Annotated in this window: 18 protein-coding genes; 11 read left to right on the top strand and 7 right to left on the bottom strand. The window is 63.8% G+C overall.

Annotated features, from left to right (window positions below):
- Positions 1-304: 304 nt before the first annotated feature.
- The 5 genes from AAHG03_RS26200 to AAHG03_RS26175 form a co-directional block, all read right to left on the bottom strand.
- On the bottom strand, positions 305-688 hold the full coding sequence (locus AAHG03_RS26200; RefSeq protein WP_342154650.1) for a response regulator: 384 nt from the start codon (positions 686-688) through the stop codon (positions 305-307).
- Between the two features lie 70 nt (positions 689-758).
- Positions 759-3,686, bottom strand: a complete 2,928-nt coding sequence (locus AAHG03_RS26195; protein ID WP_342154648.1) for a GAF domain-containing protein — start codon at positions 3,684-3,686, stop codon at positions 759-761.
- Complete coding sequence (locus AAHG03_RS26190; protein ID WP_342154646.1) at positions 3,683-4,495, bottom strand: Crp/Fnr family transcriptional regulator; 813 nt, start codon at positions 4,493-4,495, stop codon at positions 3,683-3,685. Before AAHG03_RS26190 ends, AAHG03_RS26195 begins: the two co-directional genes overlap by 4 nt.
- Before the next feature lie 1,320 nt (positions 4,496-5,815).
- Positions 5,816-6,064, bottom strand: a complete 249-nt coding sequence (locus AAHG03_RS26180) for a hypothetical protein (protein ID WP_342154642.1) — start codon at positions 6,062-6,064, stop codon at positions 5,816-5,818.
- Positions 6,065-6,368: 304 nt separating this feature from the next.
- A complete protein-coding gene (locus tag AAHG03_RS26175; RefSeq protein WP_342154640.1) occupies positions 6,369-9,488 on the bottom strand; it encodes a PAS domain-containing hybrid sensor histidine kinase/response regulator in 3,120 nt (1,039 codons plus the stop codon).
- Between the two features lie 645 nt (positions 9,489-10,133).
- Between AAHG03_RS26175 and AAHG03_RS26170 the strand changes: the two genes are divergently transcribed.
- The 4 genes from AAHG03_RS26170 (at position 10,134) to AAHG03_RS26155 (ending at position 15,744) form a co-directional block, all read left to right on the top strand.
- Positions 10,134-11,822, top strand: a complete 1,689-nt coding sequence (locus AAHG03_RS26170; RefSeq protein WP_342154638.1) for a methyl-accepting chemotaxis protein — start codon at positions 10,134-10,136, stop codon at positions 11,820-11,822.
- Positions 11,823-11,829: 7 nt separating this feature from the next.
- Positions 11,830-12,126: a hypothetical protein gene (locus AAHG03_RS26165; RefSeq protein ID WP_342154636.1), complete on the top strand. Its 297-nt coding sequence runs from the start codon at positions 11,830-11,832 to the stop codon at positions 12,124-12,126.
- A 104-nt stretch (positions 12,127-12,230) separates the two neighbouring features.
- Positions 12,231-13,346 carry an HD-GYP domain-containing protein gene (locus AAHG03_RS26160; RefSeq protein WP_342154634.1) on the top strand — a complete coding sequence of 372 codons (1,116 nt, stop codon included), beginning with the start codon at positions 12,231-12,233 and terminating at the stop codon, positions 13,344-13,346.
- 1,624 nt (positions 13,347-14,970) lie between these two features.
- A complete protein-coding gene (locus tag AAHG03_RS26155; protein WP_342154632.1) occupies positions 14,971-15,744 on the top strand; it encodes a pirin family protein in 774 nt (257 codons plus the stop codon).
- Between the two features lie 102 nt (positions 15,745-15,846).
- Here the strand turns inward: AAHG03_RS26155 and AAHG03_RS26150 are convergent, their stop codons facing one another.
- Positions 15,847-16,344: a hypothetical protein gene (locus AAHG03_RS26150; protein WP_342154630.1), complete on the bottom strand. Its 498-nt coding sequence runs from the start codon at positions 16,342-16,344 to the stop codon at positions 15,847-15,849.
- 348 nt (positions 16,345-16,692) lie between these two features.
- Between AAHG03_RS26150 and AAHG03_RS26145 the strand changes: the two genes are divergently transcribed.
- The 5 genes from AAHG03_RS26145 (at position 16,693) to AAHG03_RS26130 (ending at position 22,617) form a co-directional block, all read left to right on the top strand.
- On the top strand, positions 16,693-17,583 hold the full coding sequence (locus AAHG03_RS26145; protein WP_342154628.1) for an SMP-30/gluconolactonase/LRE family protein: 891 nt from the start codon (positions 16,693-16,695) through the stop codon (positions 17,581-17,583).
- A gap of 80 nt (positions 17,584-17,663) precedes the next feature.
- A complete protein-coding gene (locus tag AAHG03_RS26140) occupies positions 17,664-19,505 on the top strand; it encodes a glycoside hydrolase family 15 protein (RefSeq protein WP_342154626.1) in 1,842 nt (613 codons plus the stop codon).
- Positions 19,506-19,522: 17 nt separating this feature from the next.
- Positions 19,523-20,485, top strand: coding sequence for a TIGR03885 family FMN-dependent LLM class oxidoreductase (locus AAHG03_RS26135; protein ID WP_342154623.1), 963 nt, complete (start codon positions 19,523-19,525; stop codon positions 20,483-20,485).
- Positions 20,486-21,514: 1,029 nt separating this feature from the next.
- On the top strand, positions 21,515-21,652 hold the full coding sequence (locus AAHG03_RS27150) for a helix-turn-helix domain-containing protein (protein WP_412759798.1): 138 nt from the start codon (positions 21,515-21,517) through the stop codon (positions 21,650-21,652).
- Positions 21,653-21,828: 176 nt separating this feature from the next.
- Positions 21,829-22,617 (top strand): EAL domain-containing protein, encoded by a 789-nt coding sequence (locus AAHG03_RS26130; protein ID WP_342154621.1) that lies wholly within the window; start codon positions 21,829-21,831, stop codon positions 22,615-22,617.
- Positions 22,618-22,651: 34 nt separating this feature from the next.
- On the opposite strand, the gene AAHG03_RS26125 is transcribed toward AAHG03_RS26130, so the two are convergent.
- Positions 22,652-23,125 carry a PAS domain-containing protein gene (locus AAHG03_RS26125; protein ID WP_342154619.1) on the bottom strand — a complete coding sequence of 158 codons (474 nt, stop codon included), beginning with the start codon at positions 23,123-23,125 and terminating at the stop codon, positions 22,652-22,654.
- Positions 23,126-23,343: 218 nt separating this feature from the next.
- On the opposite strand from AAHG03_RS26125, the gene AAHG03_RS26120 reads away from it, so the two are divergent.
- Together AAHG03_RS26120 and AAHG03_RS26115 are read left to right on the top strand one after the other, a co-directional pair.
- Positions 23,344-23,796: a BLUF domain-containing protein gene (locus AAHG03_RS26120; protein ID WP_342154616.1), complete on the top strand. Its 453-nt coding sequence runs from the start codon at positions 23,344-23,346 to the stop codon at positions 23,794-23,796.
- A 278-nt stretch (positions 23,797-24,074) separates the two neighbouring features.
- Entirely contained in the window at positions 24,075-24,965 is an 891-nt protein-coding gene (locus AAHG03_RS26115; RefSeq protein ID WP_342154614.1) for a cache domain-containing protein, read from the top strand.
- Positions 24,966-25,017 lie beyond the last annotated feature (52 nt).

The following is a 25,017-nucleotide window of genomic DNA, read 5'->3' as shown; positions in this document are numbered from 1 at the left end:
GATCCAGATCTTCGGGGTCGGTCCGCTGCTGGCGGCCATCCGGGCCTGAGGCTCGCCAGTTCGATCTGCCACGCTGCTCCACGCAAACGACCCAAGCCTGACGGATCGGCGTTCTCACACGGCCTCGGTCGAAAGCGGCTGTCAGGGACGGTTCGAAAAAGGTGACCCATATCGGACTGATAACGCCGGTTCTCCTCTCCACACCCTAAGCGAACCTGTTTCGATCCTGAGTTATGGACTCAACAAGCTCCTGAAACAGAACCGGGGGTGAGCCGGTGCGAAAATGTTGAATTATGAATAGCGCTCAAGCCACCAACTTGAACCCGCTCAGGCTTTTCGCCAGCACAGCAGCGCTCAGTGGCTTGTCGATAAAATGAGCGATCTTTGGAATATCGCCCGCAGCGGGCGTCCTTTGACCTGAGCAAACGATTATTGCGAGCGACGGATAGAGGCGGTGTGCTTCATGGGCCAGCTCGAACCCCTGCATCCGCCCCGGCATCTGCACGTCGGTCACCATCAGTACCACGTTGGGGTGCGCCGCCAGCTGGCGTAGCGCATCGGCGGCATTGTTGGCTTCGATCGGTACAAACCCCCGGTCGGCCAACAGATCGCTGGTTTCCATCATGATCAGGGGTTCATCTTCTACAACAAGCGCGATTGGGCCGGGGGCGACAGAAACTTGGTCCATCAGGACCAAAGCTCTCAAACCGGGAAAGGGTCCGCTGCATCGCGGAATAATCCCCGGCCCAGTAAAAGGGTCACACCGGCACCGCGTCGTCGCTGAACCCGCTCAGAGGCGCGACCAGGGTGCAGACGACGCCCTCCGGCGGATAAGTCAATGCGACGGTCCCACCCACGGCGCCGGCCAGTCCGCGCTGGATCAGTTTCGAGCCGAACCCCACGCGCACGGGCGGCGTGACCGTTGGTCCACCGTGCTCCTGCCAAATGAGCGTCAGGGTTTCCGCGTCAGCCGGTCCATCCAGTTTCCAGGTGATGGCGACATAGCCGCTGGATGTGCTCAATGCCCCGTATTTGGCAGCGTTGGTCGCCAACTCGTGGACCATCAGCGCCATCGACAACCCGGACTTGTCGCTGCAGGCCACCCGTGGGCCGTCGAGACGGAACCGGCCGCTCTGGCTGTCGTCGTGGATCTTGAGCGCGTCGCGGATCACGGCGTCCATCAGGGCACTCTGCCCCTCGCCACTCATCAGGATGTCGTGCGCCTTGCCGAGCGCGATCAACCGCGCCGCCAACGCCTCGCGGGCGGCGGTCGGATCGGCGGTGTTGCGCAGGGTCTGGGTGGCGATCGCCTGAACCATCGCCAGGATATTCTTCATCCGGTGCGACAGCTCGCGGTTGAGCAGGCTTTGCCGGTCCTCGGCCTCGATGCGGGCGATCGCCGCGCGGGTGCGGTCGGCCACCGTGCGCAGGAACGCCAGCTCGGCTTCGGTCCACACCCGCGGCTGGTCCATCAGCATGAAGAACAGGCCAACGAAGCGCCCGCGCTCCATGATCGGCAGGTTGACCAAGGCGCGAGCCTGCACGGCTTGCAGGGCTTCCGCCGTGGCCCTCGTGCGTGGGTCGCCGGCCGTATCGGCGATGACCACGGCCTCTCCCGCTTTCAGCTGCTCGACGTAGCTGCCGTAGCTGCGGAAGGTGTGCCGGCCGGCGATGCTGGCAAGCTCGGGCAGGGCCCAGTCCTGCTCGATCTGGATGGTCTCGCGCGCGGCTTCGACGCTGCCGTAACCGGCGCGGGTCAGGCCGAGCGTCGTGCCGACCACCTCAGCCGCCGCCGCCGCGATCGCATCCTTGGTGTCGAGGTCGCGCAGCTGATCGCCCAACCGCAGCAACGCCTCGCGTCGCTGAGCCGTTTCTAAGCGTTCGGTGATGTCGGTGATGATCCCGGAGAACCGCACCGGCTGGCCGCCGGTGTCGTAGCTGATCCGGCCGAGCGAGTGGACCCAGGTGACCGTGCCGCCGGCATCGCGCAGGCGATAATCGGCGTCGAAGGTGGTGCCGCCATCCATCGCGCCCTGGACCAGCACGCCGACCCGCTCGCGGTCGTCCGGGTGGATCCCCTCGAAGTACGCCATCAGCGGTGCCCCGGCGGCGGCCACTGCAGGGTCCACGCTGAACATGCGGGCAAAGTTGGCGCTGCCGAACATCCGATCGATCGGCACCTGCCAGTCGTACCAGCCGACGGCATGCGAGGCAGAAAACGCTAGGTTCAGGCGCTCGTCGCTATCCACCAGCGCCGCGCGCATCGCGTGCTGCTCGGTGATGTCGACGGCGGTGCCGGAGAACCGTACTGCCTGGCCCCGGTCGTCATAGATCAGCCGCCCCTTGCACTCGACCCAGCGCAGGGGTTCGCCCGACAGCGCCAGGCGGTACTCGACTTGGAACGGTGCCCCGTGGTCGAAGGTGGCGGCGATGCTGGCACGCAGGGGCGCCAAGTCGTCCGGCACCACGAACTCCTGGTACTGCTCCATCGTGATGCCGGCGGCGGTCCTCTCGATATCGAGGCCGTACATCCGGGCGAAGCTGGCATCCCCGTGCAGGAGGTCGGTATCGATCATCCAGTCCCAGAGGCCGACCATGCCGGAGGCGGTCAGCGCCATCTGCAGGCGCTCGTCGGCGAGCCGCGCCGCCTCACGGGCCGCGGCCTCGCTGGCTTCGGCCAGCGCCGCGGTCGCGACGTTGGCAAACAGCATCAGCTGCTGCAGGTCACGGTCGTCGAACGCCGCCAGCTTGCTCGCCTGCAGCTTGAGTACGCCGATGACCGTCCCTCCGCGAACGATCGGCGCGAACATCGCCGAGCGCACGGCCAGACGGGCTACCAGCGCTTGATCGACCCCCGGTTCGGTCACCATGTCGGTGAACAGCAAAGGTTGGCCGGTGCGAGCACACCGTCCGGCCATGCTGCCGTTGAGCGGCACCCGCAGACCGCGATGAGGTTTGAGGGTCCCCTGCACCGCGCGGTATTCGAGGGCGTCCCCGTCGATCAGCTCGGCCACACCGGCCTCGGCCGCCGGCACCGCGCGCATGGCACCAGCAACGACCGCTTCTAGCATCACGTCGAAGGTATTGCCGGCCACGGCAACCGCAGCCTGGGTCTGCCGTAGCACGTCGCGGGCATCGATGTCGGCGCGCTGTTCGGTGAGCAGCGCATCGCGTCGGCCAACAGCGCGACGCAGCTCCAGCTGGCTGATGACCTGCCGGGCCAGCGCCTGCAGGCCGCTGGACTGGTCCGGGGTCAGCCCTGCCGGGCGCGGCTCCTTGTCGATGACGCACAGGCTGCCAAGCGCCAGACCGCTCGCGGTGCGCAGAGGCGCCCCGGCATAGAACCGGATGAACGGTTCGCTGGTTACCAGCGGGTTGGCGGCAGTACGCGGATCACGGGTGAGGTCCGGGATCACCAGCACGTCCTGACCGGCCAGGGCATGCACACAGACCGAGCTGTCGAGATCGGTCTGGCACGCCGGAAAGTTGACCCGCGCCTTGAACCACTGGCGATCCTCATCGACCAGGCTGACCAGCGCCACCGGGGTCTGGCACAGCAGCGTAGCCAGTTGCACGATGTCATCGAACCCCTGCTCGGCCGGGGTGTCGAGAATGGCGTAGCCGTGCAGCGCGGCGACGCGTTCGGCGACCTGCTCCGGGTCGAGGGAGAGCGGCGACTCGATCATAGCGCCTTGACCGCCAGAGCTGAGGACGGCGCCGGGGCGGCGTCGGGTTTGACGGCGACGAGCTTGCCGTCGTCGCGGTAGATCGCGCCGAGCACCTCGGTGAAATGCTCGCGCACACGGGCATGGCACTCGCAGGCCGCATCTTCGAGCGCGGCGCGGTCGGTGATCGTGACCTGCCGGCGCTTGATTTGGATCAGCCCCTTGGCCTGCAGGCCACGCAGCACGCCGCAGAGGTAGGTCCGGCGCACGCCAAGCATGTCGGCCAGCATCTCCTGGGTGACCGGCAGGGTATCGTCCCCGAGGCGATCCTGCAGGGTCAGCAGCCAGCGTGCGCTGCGCTGGTCGATCGGATGCGCGGCGTTGCAGGCGACCGACTGCAGCACCTGAGCGAGCAGGCAATCGGCGTAGCGGGTGATGACGTTACGGATCGCCGGAGAGGTCTGTTTGACCTCCTGCAGCTGCTTGGCGCTCATCCGCAGTGCCGGCCCGCCGAGCTGAACCACCGCGCGGTTGAAGGCCGGCAAGTAACCTTGGCTGACGACGCCCCCCAAGGCACCCTCCCGGCCGACCGTGGCGGTTTCGATGGTGCGTCCGTCGAGCAGCGGCACCAGCAGGGTGGTGACCGTCCCGTCGAGGGGAAAGGTGACGTGGGTCACGTCCTGACCGGGGTCGAACAGGACCTGCCCCGTGGTCAGGGTGACGTCCTCGACCAGCGGCGCCAGCAGCTGCCGGTCGGCCGGAGCCAAGGCACGCAGCAGCAGGTTGCGGTCGAACGCATCGGGGCGGGGTGGCAGGGTGCGAACGTTCACTGGTTGAACCATGACCCGGCTGAGCCGAGTTCAGCGCAGCCGTCTGTTTGATTGTGAACTTTTGTGAAAAATTACAGCGCGCTGGGAGACAGATAGCTAGGATCGTCAGAGGCCTCACCCGGCGGACCGCACCTAGACTGTTACCGCTTGGCACGTGCGGAATTTTTGAGCTTCGACCGGGGCACTACGGTTCCTCGAAGCGGCAACCCATCCACCCTTGGAATTTGATTTTTTCACACGGTATCCACGCACATCTAAGTGCCTAGAAAATGGTCGTTTCCTGCATACGGCTATTGGCGGACGGCATCGTGCGAACAGGTATCGCAGCAGTAACTGCTGTGACTTTGCCACATAATAATTTTGGAACCCGCTTGTTCGTAGCCTGTTGCCTCTACATACCGACTTCGAATGGAGATTTTATATGCGGAAGATCGCATTCGCAACGATCGCTGCTCTCGGAATTGCTACCCTTGCAGCTCCGGCTGCTGATGCGCGGCCAGGCGTGCGGGGCGGTCCCGCCACCGGTGGATACGTTGCTCGACGTGGCGGCATCAGTCGTGGCGCTGCCATAGGACTTGGCATCGCTGGCCTTGCCGCTGGCGGTCTCGCTGCCGGAGCCTACGGAAACCAATACGGTTACGGCGACCGCTACGATCGCCCGGTTGGCTACGATGACGGCTATGGCCGCCGGGGCGGCTACGGCTACGACCGTGGCGGTTATGGATATGGTGGTGGCTTCAGGGGTGGCTACTGATAAACGGTTGGAGAGGCGCCTACGGGCGCCTCTCTTGTTTTCGGCGAGCGCACCCAACCCTGGACCGCGGCCGGACAGAGAACGGTTTCGCACCGGATTTCCGGAATGGGCAGGAGACGGAAATGGCACCCGCCGGGCGACGGTGCAGAACTCATGAACAAGACCTCCGGGACGCGGTGACCGAGCGGTCTACGATCACTATTCATCCGCAGTAAAATCGATGTACCAGCTTGGTGACGATGTCGCCATCCGCTACATCGCCTCAAATTCCAAACCGGATTCACTACAAAAACTTCAGCCAGCGATTTAACTTTTTCCATAGCCATTTTCCTGATTTCGTCCTGCGACTGATGCAGCTCAATATCAACCTGCACGACGCCCTGTAGCCGACCGCAGTCGGCAATCAATGTAAAATTGAAGCGTCCGGAACGACTTCGTATCAGCAGAAAATGCGGCTTCATCGTCCATGACGCTGCTTTGGTTCGTGCGGCCATTGCAAAACAATGGAGGGTGAAGCCGATCGTTCCGGGAAGGGCTCCGGCCAGAACCCTTCCCGTATCGATGTTTTACATGCGGTTCATCATCCGCCGCTTCATCATCTGCCGGCGCATCATGCGCCGCTCCATCATCCGCCGCTGCATCATGCGGTCCCGCATCATCATCCGCTCGGAGCGGGTCATCTGCACGGGGGTTGCCAAGGCGTGCTCGGTCTGGACGTCGGGAACGGCGAGGGGAGCAGCGGACGAGGTTCCGGCCCCAAGACCGAGGCCACCGAGCATGGCGGCGGCGGCGAGGCCGAGAGTGCGCTTGTTCATGGGCTTTCTCCTGCGGAGACCAGCATTGCTGGCTCTACATCTATAGAAGGCATGTTACTCTGCGCAAGTTCCTGCTTTTGAATGATAATCTTTTCTGATGCATTGTTTAGACATGCCGAAGAGCGCGCAAAAGCGGAACTCCGGCGCCGCGCTCGATCCGATGACGGCTGCTACGGCTGCATGGCCGGAAAAGTTTCAAACGACGGTGTGCCGCTGAGGCGCCCGCGTGGGACATCACCCCGTGCCGCTCTCGCTTCCCGGCCGGGCCAAACCGCCACTCAGCGCCGAACCGCGCTGGCCAGCCTTATGCGGTAATCAGCTCGCGGATGCGGGCGGCCAGGGCGTCCACGGCGAACGGCTTGGTCAGCACCGCCATGCCCGGCACCAGCTGGCCGTTGCTAAGCAGGGCGTTCTCGGCGAACCCGGTGATGAACAGCACTTTGAGATCCGGGCGGCTCACCCGCGCCACATCGGCCATCTGCCGTCCGTTCATGCCACCGGGCAGCCCGACATCCGTAACCAGGAGGTCGATCCGCGCATCCGACTGCAGCACCCGCAGGCCTCCGGCCCCGTCGGCGGCCTCGATCGCGGTGTAGCCGAGATCCCCGAGCACGTCGGTGACCAGCATGCGCACGGTCGGCTCGTCGTCCACGATCAGGACGGTTTCGCCGGCCTCAGCAATGGGCGTTACAGCCGCATCCGGTAGAGCCTCGTCCTGCTCCGCCTCGCCCCGGTGGCGGGGCAGGAAGATGCTGACGGTCGTACCTTCTCCCTCCTTGGAGTGGATGCGCACCTGTCCGCCGGACTGCTTGGCGAACCCGTAGATCATCGACAGGCCGAGGCCGGTGCCCTGGCCGAGCGGCTTGGTGGTGAAGAACGGCTCGAACACGCGGGCGATTACTTCCGGCGGCATGCCGGTGCCGGTGTCGGAGACGGAGAGCGCGAGGTATTCGCCTTCCGGCATGTCCTGCCGCTGACCGGCCTCCCGGTCGATCCAGCGGTTGCCGGTCTCGATGGTGATCCGCCCGCCCGCCGGCATCGCGTCGCGCGCATTGATGCACAGGTTCAGAAGCGCGTTTTCGAGCTGGGAGGGATCGACCAGCGCGGGCCAGAGGCCGACCGCACCGACATGCTCCACCGCGACGCTCGGCCCGACCGTGCGCTGGATCAGGTCGAGCATGCCGGCGATCAGGTTGTTGACGTTGGTGGCCTTTGGGTCGAGCGTCTGCTGGCGCGAGAACGCGAGCAGGCGATGGGTCAGCGCGGCGGCGCGCTTGGTCGCCCCCTGGGCGGCGGTCACATACTTTTCGACGTCCTTGAACCGGCCCTGGCCGATCCGGGTGTTCATCAGCTCGATGCTGCCCGAGATCCCGGCCAGGAGGTTGTTGAAGTCGTGCGCGAGGCCGCCCGTAAGTTGGCCGACCGCCTCCATTTTCTGTGACTGGCGCAGCAGCTCCTCGGCGCGCATCAGCTCGTCGGTCCGCTCCCGCACGCGCTGTTCCAGCGTGTCGTTGAGGGCGCGCAGAGCGGCGGTCGCACGGTCCCGCTCCGCCTCGACGGCGCGCCGCTCCTCCACGTCGATCAGCACGCCGGGGAACGACACGGCGGTGCCGTCCGGGCCGTGATCGACCCGGCCGTTGGCTTCGAGCCAGTAGTAGCGGCCATCGGCGCGGCGGGTCCGGTATTGATGCGCGTAGGCTCCGCCGCGCACCACGGCCGCGCTGATCGCCGCGGCCAACCCCGCCTGGTCGTCCGGGTGGACGGTCTCGACGATCTGGGCCAGCGGAATGCCGTTGCGGCCGAGCGTGGGGTCGAGACCGAAGGCAGCGGCAAACGCCTCATCGACCGTGAACCGGTCGCCGGGAATGTCCCAGTGCCAGGTGCCGATGATCGCGCCGGCGGCCAGGGCCAGCTGCACGCGCTCGACGTTTTCGCGGGCCAGCGCCTCGCTGGCGCGCAGGCGCTCCTCCGCATCCCGCCGCGCGGTCACATCGTTGAAGATGATCGCGATCTGCCGGTCAGCGGGATCGCCAACCGGCACCGCCCGCACGTCGAACCAACGTTTGAAGGCCTCGGCATAGTTCTCGAAGCTCGTCGGCTCCCTGAACTTGGCGACGCGTCCGTAGGTCTCGAACCAGAACCGCTCCAGGTCCGGCGCGAACTCCGTCACCCACTTGCCGCGCAGGTTGACCCCGGCCTCCCGCTCGAACGCCGGGTTGGCCTCGACAAAGCGGTAGTTCACCGGCTGGTCGTCGGAGTCGAACTTCACCTCGACGATGGCGAACGCCGCCTCGACCGTTTCCAGGATCGTCCTGAACCGCTCCTCGCTGGCGCGCAGGGCGCTTTCGGCGCTGCGCATGCGGGTCAGGTCGAGTAGGGCGCCGATCATCCGGCAGGCGCGCCCCTCGTCGTCGCGGAGGACATACCCCCGGTCGAGCACGTCGGCATAGGAGCCGTCCGCGCGGCGGAAACGGTACTCGTCAGTCCAGGCCGTGCCGCTGCCGTCGATCACGGCATGGATCGAGGCGTGGATGCGGGCCTGATCCTCGGGGTGAATGTGACCGATCCACCAGCCGCCGGTCGGCTCCACACTCTCGGGCGCGTAACCGTAAACCTCGGTCAGTGCCGCATTCCAGAGCACGGTGCTGGTCGTGAGATCCCAATCCCGGACCGCGTCATTGGTGGCCTGGCTGACCAGGCGATAACGCTCCTGGGTTTCCCGCAAGGCGACCCCGGCCAAGTGCTCGGCAGTGCGGTCGCGGAGAATTTTCACGTAGCCGAGATGCGCGCCGGTGCCGTCGCGTAGGAGCATCATCTCGCCGGAAGCCCAGAACCGCTGTCCGTCCTTGCGTAGGTGCCAGCGCTCGTCCGAGGCGCGCCCATGCTGCCGGGACTGCCCCATCTCGTGTTCGACACGACCATGGGCCCGATCTTCCGGGGTGAAGAAGTGTGAAGCGTCCTGGCCGCGCATTTCCTCGGCGGTCCAGCCCATCACGTGCTCGGCGCCGGGGTTCCAGTCGGTGATGATGCCGGCCGGATCGGTCACGATCATCGCGAAGTCGACCGAACTCTCGAACACCGCCCGCTGGCGCGCCTCGCTTAGGGCCAGGGCGGCCCGGCTGGCCTCCAGCGCAGCGATCAAGTCCTGCGAGCTTGCCAGTTCGACCGCTGCGTCACCAAGCTGGCGCGTGTGATCGCGTGCAGCCTGCGCCGCGCTCGCGTGTGCGACATCGGTCTGCCGGTGGGCCGCGACGGTTTCCGCCCGGCTCTTCGCGAGTTCGACGCGATGCCGGGCATCACGATCAGCCTGCTGGAGAGTGATGCGTTCCGCATCGACGCCGGCCGCCTGCAGCGCCGCCCGCAGGCGTGCGTTTTCCGCCTCAAGCTCCTCGCGGGATAGGGAATTCAGCACGAGCCCGGACACACGATGTTCTTTCCTTGTGCCAGGCTTCTAACTCTAACCCTCTTTGCGCACAATCAAATCGGCAACCGTCGAGTTTCATACGCAAGTGGCTCATCCCGTCGTTGCCGCCGCAGCAAGGAGCCGGAGGGAGGTAACCACTGATGTCATAAAACTCTTGCGGTGGGATCTGGGCGCCACGGCTCTACCCTGAATTCCTGACGGCGCCGCCCTTCCAGCTTTTGATATCCTCACACGGTTTCTTCACGTATCTAAATGAGTGAAAAACGGTCGTTTTCTGCACATAATGTCTACCGCTTCTGGCGTGAAATCTACCTAGGTCAGCTTTCGATCGACTTCGACCGTCTACGCGTATAAAGTTGTCGCACCTAGAAAATATATTGATTAGATTGAGGGGATTATTTGGCTTTAACTTTCGAATAATGGTCGGTAGTCAGAGAATAGCAGCAGCTTATTCGTACGCTTTGCTTTAAATTTACTTTGAAATGAGGTGCGAATGCGAGATGCAGAGCTGTGCCGATGAAGACAGAATTCAGACCGCTGACTATGAAATGATCGTTTTAAAAATTTTATCGTCTTAATATCTCATTAACAAATCCCAGCGATTTTTAATCCCTGCGTAAAACACTTTTTCGTCAGGAAGCCGGTATGTTTGCCAAACCCTTCTCGATTCGAGCCAAGCTCGTTGGTGCGTTCGCAACACTGACTGTGATTGTCGTCGGTCTCGGCTTGTACGGGTTGTCTGCCGCAAGCACGCTCAATGGCCTACTTGTCGAGGTCAACAGCAACTGGATGCCAAGCGTCCAGGCAGCTGGCGAAATCAACAGCTGGGCTAGTCGCTACACGGTCAACGTTTTTCGGCATGTCCTCAATACCGATGATGCCACAATGGCGCAGATCGAAGCGGAGGGTGAAAGACGGGCTCAGAAGGTCGAAGAGGCAGCCAACACCTATGGAACCCTCGTGAGTTCACCGGAAGAACGTAAGTTATTTGAGTCATTTCAGCGAGAATGGAAATTATTTCTTTCTGAAATCAATCCGATACTCGATTTATCCCGGAGGAACGAGAACGATAGGGCGCGTGATCAGCTCGACACTAGAGCAACCCCTCATCAAAAAGCTGCTTTCAACGCGGTCGAAGAGTTGATTACTCTCAACAACAAGGGGGCTGCCGCCGCGCAAGCGCACGCGATCGAGACTTATTCCTCGACGCGTATCCTCTCTTTGAGCGCTATTGTTTTTGGCATCCTGCTCTCGATCGGTCTCGCGATGATGATCATCCAGGGCGTCTCGCGCGGGATCGCGTCAGTAGTGCAGCCGATGCAGGCTCTGGCTGCCGGCGATCTCAAGGTCGGCATCCCGCACCAGGGGGCCAAGACTGAGATCGGCACCATTGCCGACGCCGTACAGGTGTTCAAGGACGGTCTGATCCGGATGAAAGCGTTAGAAGAAGAGACCGCTCAGGCGCGTCTTGCTGCCGAGGAGCAGCGCAAGGCCGGCATGCGCCAGATGGCCGACAGCTTCGAGCGTGCGGTCGGTGGCATTATCGGCACTGTTACCGCAGCCGCCACCGAGTTGCAGGCGACCGCCCAGAGCATGGCCGGCACCGCCACAGAGACGGCCAATCAATCCACCACCGTCGCCGCTGCCGCCGAGGAGGCTGCGTCCAACGTCAGTACGGTCGCCGCCGCTGCGGAGGAACTTAGCTCGTCCGTGCATGAGATCGGCCGGCAGGTCGATGGCTCGGCACAGCTTGCGCAGCAGGCAGTGGCCGAGGCGGATCAGACCGCTGCCTTGGTGCAGGAGTTGAGCGGTGCCGTCGCCCGGATCGGTGACGTGGTGACGATGATCTCGACCATCGCCAGTCAGACCAACCTGCTGGCGCTGAACGCAACGATCGAGGCGGCGCGGGCCGGCGAGGCCGGCCGCGGCTTTGCGGTGGTGGCGAGCGAGGTCAAGGAACTCGCCAGCCAGACGGCCAAGGCGACCGAAGAGATCGGCGGTCATATCGGGCGCATCCAGGGCTCGACCGGACAGGCGGTCGCGGCGATCGGCGGGATCGCGGCACGCATTCAGGAGATCAGCGGCGTCGCCACCAGCATCGCCGCAGCGGTCGAGGAGCAGGGCGCGGCGACCCAGGAGATCGTGCGAAACGTCTCGCAGGCGGCGATGGGCACCGGCGAGGTGACGAGCAATATCTCGGGTGTGGCGTGCGCGGCGGAGGAGACCGGCGCGGCGGCGAACCAGGTTCTGGGAGCGGCGTCCGAGCTGTCGCGCCAGTCCGAGCACCTCTCGGACGAGGTGAGCCGCTTCCTCAGCACTGTGCGGGCAGCGTGAGGCGATGATGGCCGAGATCCACGTCTTTCCGCTGCCGTTCGCGACGGGCAGAGATGCAACGAGTGTGACCGCCTTGATTCGAGCGATCGAGTGCGGCGTCGACCTGGGCACGCGGGAGCATCACATTAAGGCGCTCAGGGTTTCCCTGGAGAATACATCGCAGCTGTTGCAGCAGGCAGCGGCTACGCTTCCACCGGGCTTAGAGGCCCGAGCTGCAGAATGGGAACGCGTCCGCGCCGATATCGCCGAGCTTACGCGTATGATCGAGCGACTGACAGCTCTGTGTCAATCGTATCCGATGTAATCGTTCCGGGGCGCAACAGGCTAAGCCGCGCAGTATCCGGTTGTCAGCACGAGCTGCGGCGATGAGGACTAGCGCTGCCGCAGGCGCAAAGGTGTTAGGCTCTCATGGCAATCCTGTGCGGGACACAGGAAGCCGCGGACGAGGAGACGATGCTGTCACTCGGCGTCATTTTGGTGGTGAGCGACCATCCGGATCGGAGTGCGGAACTGGTCAAGGCGGTCGAACGTGTCGCCGATGCTCGGATCGTTATCGTTCCGCAATCCTGTGAGATCACAACGGTCAGCGGTGTCATCGTCGATGCGAGGCTCGACCGTCCGCAAACCCAGGTCTACCTCAAGCACTTGGTGCAGCGGCTCGGTCCGCAAACACCTCCGTTTCTCTTCCTGATACTGGATACGTCGAGCGCGGCCCTGCGTGAGGCCCAAGCCTACGGCGCAACTGCCTGCCTCTCGAGTCATACCGAACCGAGGGCGATCGCCGCCGCCCTGATCCGCCTGATCGATCCAAACGTACATATTGCCGATCTTGTCGTGCAGCGCGGTGCCCAGCGCACGGATCGGCTTCTCCAGGCAATGTTCCGCACCGCTGTCGTCGGCACCGTCGATCTGGTTGCGGCCGAGGGCGCTCTCGATCCCGTGCTCAGTGCCATTGAGGAAGGAGGTCTGACACGCTGGCTCGACGTTGTATGGGAGCACGACGACACGACCTTCCAACACAGTCTGCTCGTGGCAGGGCTCGTGACAGCGTTCACCCAAAGCCTGGGGTTCTCGCAGGCCGACCGGCTTCTCATGGCGCGCGGCGCGCTGATGCACGACCTCGGCAAGGCCCAGATCCCGTTGGCAATCCTGCACAAACCAGGAGTGCTCGACGCCAATGAAATGGCGGTGATGCGCACCCATCCCGCGATTGGGCACGGCATCCTCTACGCTTCGGGATGTCGCGATACGGTTGTCTTGGCGATGACGCGCCATCATCACGAGTTGCTCGACGGCTCAGGCTACCCGGATGGGCTGAGCGGCGAAGCGATCGCCGACCCGATCCGGTTGCTGACGATCTGCGACATCTACGCGGCGCTGATCGAGCGTCGTTCGTACAAGGCGTCGTTCTCCTCGCAGGAGGCGATGCGCATCCTCCATGGTATGACGGGCAAGCTGGAGGGTGCACTCGTTCAGGCGTTCAGCAAGGCTGTAAGATCGTCGGAAGTCTCGGCAGAGCGGTAGCCCGACGAGGTGCATCACCGTCGGCAGGCGTCGGAGGTTCCAAGAGCCGTCTTTATACGAATGGCCGTGCTACAGGGCCTATGGCGATGCCCCATGCCGGTCTCGGAATTTTCAGCCAGCCAATTATGGCACTCCAACAGCCGCTCAACGGCTGATGACGAGTCCGGTTTTGATTTCTTCAGAGGGTTTCTGCACGCATATAAGTGGCTCGAAAACGGTCGTTTTCCGCACACAGGTGCCGAAAGGTGGAATGACCGCTCGGGGTCAAAAGCAGCGGTTCGAGGCCACACCATTCGCAGGATTAGTCTCGAAAGCCGCGGCGCGCCCCGTCCAAGGCACAGGGAGGACCACTTTTCAGGGGGTAGACCAATGAGATCTAAATTCAACAGAGATTTGCGCTGACATCGTCGATTGTAGAGCTGATCGAAAACTTTACCGAGATTTTATGTAAATATAATCAGCCATTATTTCCGAGCAGACTCTGCTAAAATATTCGTTTTGATGTTCAGCGGGTTTTTGGGCATAGACAGTCGTGATCGGGCGCCCGCAGAGCAATGCTTCGAGCTCTTCCTGAAGCATGCCCGCACTTATAATTTCTGCTCTGATCGAGCCCTCTAAATTCAATAAATGCTCCTCAACCATGTTGATCCTTATCGAGGAGCCAATGGGCCGGGTGCTCCATCAAGAGAGCACCCGGCCTCGCGGTCGTGCCGTTGGAGATCGGGGAAAGGTCCTCCGGCACAACTCCGGCGGAACCACCATAGAAGGTGGGCTTATGCCCCATCACAATCTTGTGAGATAAAAATAATTCACGGCACAGATAATTGCTCAAAACCCCACAATACGATGTGACAATGCGCACCTCGCAGAGTGGAATAAAATACATTCGATCCTCGTTATTTTTTTTGCTGATAACCCAGAGTCACAACGTCCGATAACTGCCCATGAACTACAAAAGCCGCCACGGTCATGACGCGAACGCAGGTCGTCTTGCTGAGTATCTGGGTCGTACTGTGACAATGTGCCTAATCGAACGCCCTGAAGTTGGGCAGCTGACGGATTTTGTATGTAGAGACAATTGGGTGAGAATCCATTTATTGCTACTACAAATTCACGAAGAAATAGAAGTAAACTCAAATTTTCCCCTGTTAAACCAGCTCGTTCTAAAACTAGGATTAGAAATCACAGTTCTGGAAGCGTTGATTCACTCCCAGGCAGCAGAAAACTCGTACCGATCAATACACTAACGCAAAATCTTAAGCTACAGTCTACTGCAATCTTGCCTGCTGATAAGGAAGCCCAGAATGAGAGTTATCTATGAGCTACACAACGCAGAAGCTGGGCTACAAACCGTACTCGTGCGCATCCCGTTTGGTACATCCTCACAGGTGGCAGGCAGTGTCGAAATCACGGCCTTGGTCCGGGTTCCAGCCATAGACTCAGAAGCTCAGGTGGAAGCAGCTGCGCGCGAAATGGCAAAGCTTGCCCTGCAGGAGGTCGTGTCAAAGCTGCCGTAGAAGTGGGGCTGGGTATTTCCCTGGGTTTTGGCACCTGACGCTGTCGTAAGTGTTGTCAACACAGCCCTCACGCGGGATGCCTCACACTGGGAGCGACCCAAGTTCCGATGATCGAAAAAGCCGAGCGGACGACCGAGGACGCCATCGACAGCGATGGGTTCGTGGCCCGGGCCTACTTCCCAGGGCACCTGAAACGAGGCCGATCGGACCACGGCCTCGGGCCCCTGGCGACGATCATGGAGTCGTTTCTGGCTCCCGGCACGCATATCAAGCTCCACGAGCACGTGCAGGACGAGATCGTCTCCTGGGTTCCGGCCGGTGTCATGCGCCACGACGATCCGCAGGGCGAGCACCTGACTGTCGATGCCGATCATCTGATGATCATGAACGCCGGGCGTGGCTTCCAGCACGAAGAGCGCACATGCGCCGACGATCCGCCGCTGCGGATGCTCCAGATCTTCGTGCGGCCTCACGCCGCCGATCTCGAGCCGAAAGTCCAGTATGGACGCCTGCCCGAGCCCGACCTCAACGTCTGGCGGCCCGTCTTCGGCCCGAGCGGGAGCGAGGCGCGGTTTACCGTGCGCAACGCCGTCCACTGCCACGACATCCGGATGGATCCGGGCGACACCACGGTTCTGCCGGCGCGGGCCGGCCGGCGCACCTACTTCTTCGTCTTCTCCGGCGGCATCGAAGCCGAGCGGCAGACGTTCGGCGAGGCCGAGAGTGGTCTCTGCCCGGACGGCGCGGAGGTCAGGGTCCACGCCACCGTGGCGTCCCTCGTCGTGGCCTTCGTCGTCGATCCCGACGCCCCCATCTGCCGCGGCGGCACTGTCGGCGATGGCGAGACGGTGCAGCGTATGGCCGCCCGAGCCAAGTCATAGTTTGTCCGGGCGGCCGATGTGTGGAAGCGCATAGGCCGCCGGTAGTCTCATCACGGCGAGGATCGACCGCGCACGACCAGGACTGTCCGACGCGTCGTGCCTCTATCGCGGGCCGCCGCCACGGCGCCTTGCGATCTCCTGCCCTTCCTCATTGAGCGCCCCGGACGGTGCTCGCGTGTCGTCGGACACCGGGTGCATGCCGTGGTTCGAGGTTCGAGACGGCGGGCGGTTCGCGGCGGGATCGCCCGCAGCCCGCTTCATCACGAGGGCGCGACGCGCGTGGGACGCGGTCGTGCTGCGCCGCCGCTCGCGCTCCTTGCTGACGCGCTTCACCGCCGCGGCCAGGAGCGCCGCCTTCTCGCGGGTGCCGCTGTTGTCCGAGGCCGGGCGCGTACCCGAGGGAGCCGCCTTGCCCCGCACCTCGCGGCGTTGGCGGCGCGAGACGTCACGGGCGCGGTCGCGCCGTTCGCGTAGCAGCCGGATCAACTCGGAAATCTGCGCATCGTCGGCGGCCGAGAGGTCCGGCCGATGCGAGCGGGCGACCAGTTCGGCTTCATTGGTGTCGAGAAGGCGTTGCTCACGGCGCCGCGATGCGGACATGCGTCCTGCGTCCATTCCTGTTGATGATGCGTCGCCAACAGCACCAGGTGCCGGAGGTTGCGTCTCTTCGGCGGCCGGGCGGCACAACCGTGCCCATGCGCACGACGGCACGGGTGTGTCGGGATGAAGCGGCCCGTTCGACCGTTTATCTTCCCTCGCTCAGCACTCCACCGGAGCAGTCCGCCAGTATCGCGACGGCCACCTACGTCCCAATGACGCAGGCAGGATGAAATACGAGACCTGATCGTAGAATTCGGCAGCAACGCATGCCGGAAACGACAATGATTTCGTCGGAACCTAAATCGAAAGCGCGCGTCAACGCTCGAAATCCAGCAAAAGGTTGTCGCGTTGGCCTCTGCTTCGTCGATCCAGGTTCTCGACCCGAGCCGCTGCCATCTCGGCGAAGGTCCCAGCTACGATCCGGCGACCGACACGGCGTGGTGGGTCGACATCCTCGACGCGCGCCTGTTCGAATTGCCGCTGAGCGAGGGCGGCCCGGCCCGGATCCATACGCTGCCTTTCCTCGCGAGCGACGTCGCCGCCATCGACGCGCGGCGGCAACTGCTCTCGGCGGAGGACGGGCTCTACGTCCGCACGATCGCCGACGGCACTTTGAGCCGCCTGTGCCCGCTCGAAGCGGAGACCCCCGGCAACCGCTCCAACGACGGTCGCGTCCATCCCTCCGGCGCCCTGTGGATCGGCACCATGAGCCGGGAGGCCGAGGCCGGGCGCGGCGCGATCTACCACGTTGCCGGCCCACGGGTGACGCGGCTCTACACCGGGCTCACGACCCCGAACGGCATCGCCTTCTCGCCGGACGGGGCGACCGGCTACTTCGTCGACACCGAGGAGGGCGTGCTGCGCCGCGTCGCCCTCGATCCGGCCACCGGCCTGCCCATGGGCGAGCCCGAGACCCACTACGATCACAGCAGCGGCGAGGGCGGAATCGACGGCGCCGCCGTGGATGCCGACGGGCTGATCTGGACCGCGCGCTTCGGCGCGGCCTGCCTCGACGCCTACAGCCCGGCGGGCGAGCGGGTGCGCACCGTGCCGGTCCCCGTGCGCCAGCCGACCTGCCCGACTTTCGCCGGGCGCGCCCTCGACCGGCTGCTGGTCACCAGCGGCTACGAGGGCATGGACGAGGCCGAGCGCGCGGCAGACCCCGAGCACGGCCGCACCCTCCTCGTCGATGTCGGTGTCCGCGGCCTGCTGGAGCCGGCCTTCCGCCTCGACGCCTGATCCGTTCCGACCCCACCGCCCGAACCCACCGACTGAGACGACTCAGAAGAGCGGCCGAGCGTGCCGCCGGAGAACCCTGCATGTCTGCTGCGGAAGACCGCCCCTACCAGCCGATCGAGGCCTACGCCCTCCTCAGCAATTGCGAGGGTTGCGCCCTCGTCGCCCGCGACGGGGCGATCGACTGGGCCTGCCTGGAGCGGTTCGACGCCGACCCGTCCTTCTCCCGCCTGCTCGACCGCGCCCGCGGCGGCCACTTCACGATCCGGCCCGAGGGACGCTTCGAGACGGCGCGGCAATACCTGAGCCGCAGCAACGTGCTGGAGACCACCTTCACCACCGAGACCGGCTTCGTCACCCTGCACGACTTCATGGTTGGCGCCGAGGGCGGTGCGGATCGGCCGCGCCTCGTGCGCCTCATCACTGGCATCTCCGGCCGCGTGGCGATGGTCGCCACCTACCGCCCGCTCGCGGGCTTCGCCGAGAGCTTCGCGCAGCTCCGCATCGAGGGCGGGCGCGTCACCGCCCCGGACTGTCCCGGCCTCGTCGCCAGCGTGGACCTTTCGCCGGACGGCGACCGCGCGGTGGCTCGCTTCAGCGTCGAGGCCCTGCAGGAGCAGAGCTTCGCCCTCTACCTCGCCGACACCGCCGCCGGCCTGCCGGACGCCCCGCCGGACGCCCGCGCCCTGATGGAGGAGACGCGCCGCGCCTGGGCGCTGTGGACGCGGGACGCCGCCTATGTCGGGCCGCTCGCGGGCGAACTGATGCGCTCGGCCCTCGTGCTCAAGGGTCTGACCTACGAGCCGACCGGGGCGATCGTGGCTGCGGCCACGACCTCGCTGCCGGAGGAGATCGGCGGCATCCGCAACTGGGACTACCGCTTCTGCTGGATTCGCGACGCGTGCTTGTCGTTCTACGTGCTGAAGAAGTTCGGTATGTCGCGCGAGGCGGAGGCCTTCTTCGGCTTCGTCTCGGCCCTGTGCGAGCGCGAGGAGGGGCAGCTCAAGCCACTCTACAGCATCGCGGGCGAGGCCGATCTCTCCGAGCGCAAGATCGAGCATTTCGAGGGCTGGCGCGGCAGCGCGCCGGTGCAGCACGGCAACGAGGCCGCCGAACAGCATCAGGCCGACGCCTACGGGCAGGTGCTCGACCTGCTCTACCTCTACGACCGCCTCGGCGGCACGCTGTCGGACGACATGCGTCGGCACGGCGCGCGGCTGGCCGACATTTCCGCCGCCCACTGGCACGAGCCGGATGCCGGCCTGTGGGAGCCGCGCAAACCGGAAGAGCGCTACCTGCACGCCGCGATCATGAACTGGGTCGCCCTCGACCGGGCGATCCGCCTGTTCGGCGAGCGGCCGGACTGGTGCCGCGAGCGCGAGCGGATCGTTGCCTTCGTCAACGGCGAGGCGGTGCACCGCGACGGCTACTATCCGCAATATCTCGGCACGGACGCGGTCGACGCCGCCCTGCTGATCGCGCCGATGGTCGGCTTCCCCGTGGACGAGGCGGTGTTCGCCCGCACCGTCGATGTCGTGATCGAGCGGCTCGGTCACGGCCATCTCGTCTACCGCTACCGGAACGACGACGGCCTGCCGGGCCACGAGGGCACCTTCCTGCTCTGCGCCTTCTGGCTCGTCGATGCCCTGCTCTGGCTCGGCCGCGACGAGGAGGCCCGCACCCGGTTCGAGGCGCTGCGGGCGCTGCGCAACGATGTCGGCCTCTACGCCGAGGAGGCGGCGGAGGACGGGTCCTTCCTCGGGAACTTCCCCCAGGCCTTCAGCCATCTCGGCTTCATCCACAGCGCGCTGATGCTCGACCTGTACGAGCACGGCGGCCGGGCGGCGGTGCAGGGCACCTACGCCGACCGCTCCCTGCGCGAGACCGATGACCGACGCGCGCCCCGCATCGCGGGCGGCGCCTGACGAGACCGGAGACGATCATGGCACGCATCGGGTACCACGCCTCGCACGAGCAGCACGCGCCCTCGGCCCTCCTGCGCCACGTGCGGGCGGCGGAAGCCGCGGGCTTTGCCTGCGCGATGTCCTCCGAGCACTTCAAGCCGTGGAGCCGCGCGCAGGGGCATTCGGGCCATGCCTGGTCCTGGCTCGGCGCCGCGATGGCCGCGACCGGCCTGCCGTTCGGCATCATCACCGCGCCGGGCTACCGGCATCACCCGGCCGTGCTCGCGCAATCGGCCGCGACGCTCGCCGAGATGTTCCCCGAGCGCCTGTGGCTGGCACTCGGCAGCGGGCAGCGGCTCAACGAGGACATTACCGGCCTGCCCTGGCCGGAGAAGGCGGAGCGCAACGCGCGGCTCGCCGAGTGCGCGGCCATCATCCGCGCCCTGTTCGAGGGCGAGAGTGTGACGCATCGCGGCCGCGTCACCGTCGTCGATGCACGCCTCTACTCGCGCCCGGACAGGGCACCGCTCCTGCTGGGCGGTGCCGTCACCGCGGCGAGCGCCCGCGCGGTCGCTGCCTGGGCGGACGGGCTCGTCACCGTCGGGATCGAGCCGGACAAGCTGCGCCCGGTGATCGAGGCGTTCTGCGAGGGCGGTGGCGAGGGCAAGCCGATCTTCCTCCAGACCAAGGTGTGCTGGGACCCCGACCCGGCCCGCGCGCTGGCGGAAGCCCACGCCCAGTGGGCGAGCAACGCCATCGAGGGCGACGTGAACTGGGAGCTGCGCCGCCCGGAGGAGTTCGAGACGGCCGCCCGCTTCGTCCGCCCCGAGGACATGCACGCCTGCGTGCGTATCTCGCACGATCTCGGCCGACACGCGGCGTGGCTCGCCGACCTCGCCGCTTTGGGTGTTGCCGAGATCATCGTCCATCAGGTCGGCGCGAGCCAGGAGGCCTTTATCGAGGCGTTCGGACGGACCGTTTTGCCAAACATCAATGGCTGAGGTCTGTTTCGAGGCATCTACGCTCACAGTGTTCATCGGCTTGCTCGCGGTTGCCGAGAGGCCGGACCGTTGATCAGCAGCACGATCAGGATGCCGGCTCAGGCCGAATTCGGTTCCGTAAGCCACCCTTATGTGAAAAGCCCTGCTACAGGGCCTTCACATAGGGCTCCTATGCCGGTCCTAGCATTTTGAACCCGCCCATCATGGTGCCCTGGTAGCTGCTCTTCGGATGCCGCCGGTTACGATTTTGATTTCTTCACGATATTTCTGCTCACATCTAAGTGGCTAGAAAACGGTCGTTTTTTACACATAACAGCTGAGCAGTTTTGGTTGTGGGTTTTGTGGCTGCGAGGCGATCACGTGAGACATTGGCGCGCGCCGCTCTAGCTTCCATGAAAAGCTGAAGGGGGGCGACCTTGCGAAATCGAGATAGCGTAGCTGTTGACTGGGCAGAGACACGCGCTGCCAACGAAGCGCAGCGTCAGCAGGACGCGGCGACCGTGTGGACCGAGCTCAAAGCAGAGCGGCAGGCGGTCGAGGAGTGAACCGAACGGTTGAAGGCAGCGCGACTGGCCCAGCAAAACAGCTCAGTGCGCTTGGGCCGACGAGGCGGATGACTGGGGGCATTTGTCCCCGCCCCGTCGGTGCTCCCTGGCGTAAACGCCGGGGCCAAGCCGGACGCTACCTCGGCAAAGCGAACCGTCAAGCTGACGATTAAGCCCGGCATTCACACGTGCGTGACTTCCACAACGCACGCCCCGCTCCAGTACGGTAGCGTACAAAACGGCGTGGTCATCTAGATTGCAGGCTCAACTTATGTTTAGGAATATATAGAGTTCACACGCTCCTAGGTCAGGGTGCAGTAGATGCTCGGGGTCGGCAAATCAGTCTTTGAGCTCTGGCCGCTATCGGCAGAAATTAAGCTTCTGTCTCAAGCATCGGCGCGGGAAAAGGCAGTCGGTCTGCGCCACGACATCCTTCGCCAGGGCGACGTCCCGCAGGTCGCCCATTTGCTTCTGAACGGACAGCGTGCACCTCAGCCGGGTTTTGCGGGAGATGCGCAGGACCGGGCTGATCCATTTGAGTGGCGGGACCTTGACCATTCTCAACAGGGCCGAACTCGAACGTCTGTCCGGGTTCGAGGCGGGTTACCTGGAGGCCATCTAAGGATTGCGGAAACGACCGGTGACCGCAGGTCATTCCTGGGTACTACGCCTCCATAGCAGACGCCTGCTAGCTCAACCTATGGTGCAAGGCACTGGGTTTTTGGAAAGCGGCTCAGACGTTTGGATATATTTCACCCTTGGCATGTAAGCCGAATCCATCATGCAGGAGCTGCAACGATGAGTAAGGTCGGCTGTCAGGGTTGCAGGAGTGCTGAGCCGCTGCCTTTCAGCTTCACGATGGCCTTCCAGCCGATCGTGGATGTCAGCGAAAACAGGGTTTGGGGCTACGAGGCCCTCGTACGCGGCCTTGAGGGTCAAGGCGCAGGCTGGATCCTGAATCAAGTTGATGAGGCGAACCGCTACAAGTTCGATCAGGCCTGCCGCGTCCGCGCCATCGAGCTCGCCGGCAGCCTTTTTACGGATGAGGATACGCGGCTTTCGATCAATTTTATGCCCAACGCTGTCTACGAGCCGGCAGCATGCATTCGTGCAACCTTGGAGGCTGCCCGCAGGGTGGGCTTTGCCAACCAGCAGCTGATGTTTGAGTTCACCGAAAACGAGCGCATGCTCGATGTCGGTCATGTGCAACGGATCATCACCGAGTACCGCAAACAAGGCTTCCTGACGGCGCTGGACGACTTCGGTGCCGGGTACGCTGGCCTCAATCTCCTGGCGAGCTTCCAGCCCGACTTGATCAAGCTCGATATGGAGCTGATCCGCGGCATCGCGAACTCACCAGCCCGTCAGGTCATCGTTGCCGGTGTTGCGACCATCGCACGGGAACTCGGTATCACGATCCTGGCCGAAGGTGTCGAGACGGATGCCGAACTGATGGCTTTGCGCGCGGCCGGCATTCGTCTGTTCCAGGGCTATTTGTTCGCCAAGCCGGCGCTGGGGGGGCTGCCGCAGGTCCAATTCCCTGGAATGTGCGTCACGGCAACGATCGAAGCACCAAAGGCAGCCTGAGAGGCATCGATAGGCCTGCGGCCGCGCTGGCCTCTCAGCAAAACGGGGTGGGTGCCGTGCAGAATGCTCCCGTCTCGAAGCCCTCGACCGCGATAGGCCGGTACCGCCCGCCTGCCCCTTGGCCAGGTCGCCCTATCCGGCGCACCACCTCCCGCTCGAAGGCGAGGAAGCCGATCGGCTCCTCGTCCCTCCCGAAGATCGGTCGCACATCGACCTCGCATAGGTAGCCCTCTCCCGACTTGCGGTAGTTCTCCAGCACCCCGTGGAAGCGGCGCTCAGCCCGTAGTCTGCGGGCGACGAGGCGGGTCAGCTGCCGGTTGGTGGCGGGGCCCTGGAGCATCCGGGGCGAATTCCCACACACCTCCTCGGCACTGTAGCCGCTCATGCGCTCGAAGGCAGGATTGGCGTACAAGATAGTCGGCCCAGGCCGCTCCAAATCGGTGTCCGTGAGCACGACAGCCGTGCCGAGTGGCTCGGCAAAGAGCCTGACGAGATCCACAACGGTCACAATGGCCTCCTTTGGCGGAGGTAGGTAAGTCAGAAAGCGTTAAGGATTTATCCTCACAGGCGCGGGCTTGCGACGCCTCGCCAGACATGGATTCAGGAAGTGTTAGCACCTTGAAGCCAGTTTCAGGCCGTGGTGCATGGATTGAGACGGTCTGGTGGGGCAGTGTCATCAGCGACGCTTCACGCCTACGTCACAGTAGAAGCCAGGGCGCAGAGTCGATGATCCACCAGCTCGTCTATTATAGCCGCAACACCGTGTCGGGCGGCGACCGTGCCATGCTCACCAACATGCGTGAAATCCTGTCAGTATCTCAGCGCAACAACAGCCGTGACGGCATCACTGGGTTCCTAATTTTCGACAAGACATGGTTCGTCCAGATTTTGGAGGGCGAGCGGGCGCGTGTGACGGAGACGTACAATCGTATCGCACGTGACACCCGGCACTCGACGGCAACGATCCTCAACGTGCGCGACGTGCCCGGGCGGCTGTTCCCGAACTGGACGATGGGTGGAGCGATGCGCACCCCTGAGGTTCAGGAAGTGTATCTGCAACACGGATTTGGTGGAGCGCTGCAGCCTTCACGCCTCAAGTCCGACCAAGTCATTGGCTTGGCGCTGGATCTTCAGGCCTTCGAGGTGAGCCGTCGACAGGAGCAGAAGCTCGCCAGCTGATCGAGGCCTGTTTCTGCCGGATATCTCGGCTCGACGTCAATCGCCCGGGATATTCCAGCAACCTTGAAGTGCGCATCCTCTATGCAGCATCGCCTAACATGGCAGGGTTGTTATTCATAGATATCGAAATCGATCCCCAAGCCCTACAAATTGACGCTCTTAATAGCGGCCTCAAATTTGCGTTGCATATGCTATAAACGACGACGGCATGAGGAAATCCGAGGATGCGCATAATCTTGCGTCCGCTTCGCTTGGCACGCTCAGCGTGGACGCTGCCAGTGCTCAACCTCCTGTGCGTGGTCGGCCTCTGTATCGTCTCAGGTTTCATGCTCTGGGACATGCGTCAGGATGCTGAGCGTCGGGCGACTGCATCCGCCCGTAGCCTGGTGCAGGTGCTCGGCCGCGACATCAACCGCAGCATCGCAACGTACGACCTCTCGCTACGCGCCATCGTCGACGGCGTGCGCCTGCCCGCCGTGATAAACGCCGAGCCGGAGACGCGGAACCTGATCCTGTTCGACCGGGCCGCAAACGCGGAGAACTTCGGCCATACGCTCGTACTCGACCGTACCGGCAAGCTCGTCATCAGCTCGAAGACGCTCACGCCCGAGCCCCTGAGCTACGCGGATCGGGAGTATTTTCAGTATCATTCCGCCCATACGGACTCCAACCTCCATATCAGCCCACCACTGATGTCGCGGATCACGGGCCGCTGGGTGCTGGTCATTAGCCGGCGGCTATCCGACCCGGACGGCACCTTTGCTGGTGTGGTACTGGGTTCAATCTACCTGGAATACTTCCGTCAGCTGTTCGCGGCCATCGAGACGGATCACTCCGGTACGGTAACGCTGTACGGATCAAGTGGCGCTATTGTCATGCGCGAGCCTTATGACGAACAACTAATCGGACAGGGTGTGTCGGCAACGGACAGCTTTCAGCGCATGCTGCAAACCCGGCAAGGCCAGTTCACCGGACCCGCAATGACCGGTGGGGGCACCCGCACCTTTACCGTCACGCAGGTCGGCGAACTTCCGCTATGGCTGAGCATCGCTCTTACCCCCGACGACATTTACGCGGCTTGGTGGCAGAAGGCGCTAGGCGGCGAACTCATAACGGTTGGCACGGTTGCCCGCCGGGATTGTTGGTCCTCCAACCATGGAGGATCGTGAATGGCACGGTTTGACCTGACGGACGCGGAGTGGGCAGCGATCGAGCCGGTTC

Origin of the sequence: Methylorubrum subtropicum (assembly GCF_038442325.1) — a bacterium.
In the GTDB taxonomy this organism is placed as follows: domain Bacteria; phylum Pseudomonadota; class Alphaproteobacteria; order Rhizobiales; family Beijerinckiaceae; genus Methylobacterium; species Methylobacterium subtropicum.
This window is presented reverse-complemented; position numbering and strand designations above follow the sequence as displayed.

Excerpts from the sequence above, each read along its gene's own strand:
- AAHG03_RS26200 (WP_342154650.1), bottom strand. The coding sequence starts at position 688 with ATGGACCAAGTTTCTGTCGCCCCCGGCCCAATCGCGCTTGTTGTAGAA.
- AAHG03_RS26195 (WP_342154648.1), bottom strand. The coding sequence starts at position 3,686 with ATGATCGAGTCGCCGCTCTCCCTCGACCCGGAGCAGGTCGCCGAACGC.
- AAHG03_RS26180 (WP_342154642.1), bottom strand. The coding sequence starts at position 6,064 with ATGAACAAGCGCACTCTCGGCCTCGCCGCCGCCGCCATGCTCGGTGGC.
- AAHG03_RS26170 (WP_342154638.1), top strand. The coding sequence starts at position 10,134 with ATGTTTGCCAAACCCTTCTCGATTCGAGCCAAGCTCGTTGGTGCGTTC.
- AAHG03_RS26165 (WP_342154636.1), top strand. The coding sequence starts at position 11,830 with ATGGCCGAGATCCACGTCTTTCCGCTGCCGTTCGCGACGGGCAGAGAT.
- AAHG03_RS26160 (WP_342154634.1), top strand. The coding sequence starts at position 12,231 with ATGGCAATCCTGTGCGGGACACAGGAAGCCGCGGACGAGGAGACGATG.
- AAHG03_RS26155 (WP_342154632.1), top strand. The coding sequence starts at position 14,971 with ATGATCGAAAAAGCCGAGCGGACGACCGAGGACGCCATCGACAGCGAT.
- AAHG03_RS26150 (WP_342154630.1), bottom strand. The coding sequence starts at position 16,344 with ATGTCCGCATCGCGGCGCCGTGAGCAACGCCTTCTCGACACCAATGAA.
- AAHG03_RS26140 (WP_342154626.1), top strand. The coding sequence starts at position 17,664 with ATGTCTGCTGCGGAAGACCGCCCCTACCAGCCGATCGAGGCCTACGCC.
- AAHG03_RS26135 (WP_342154623.1), top strand. The coding sequence starts at position 19,523 with ATGGCACGCATCGGGTACCACGCCTCGCACGAGCAGCACGCGCCCTCG.
- AAHG03_RS26130 (WP_342154621.1), top strand. The coding sequence starts at position 21,829 with ATGAGTAAGGTCGGCTGTCAGGGTTGCAGGAGTGCTGAGCCGCTGCCT.
- AAHG03_RS26120 (WP_342154616.1), top strand. The coding sequence starts at position 23,344 with ATGATCCACCAGCTCGTCTATTATAGCCGCAACACCGTGTCGGGCGGC.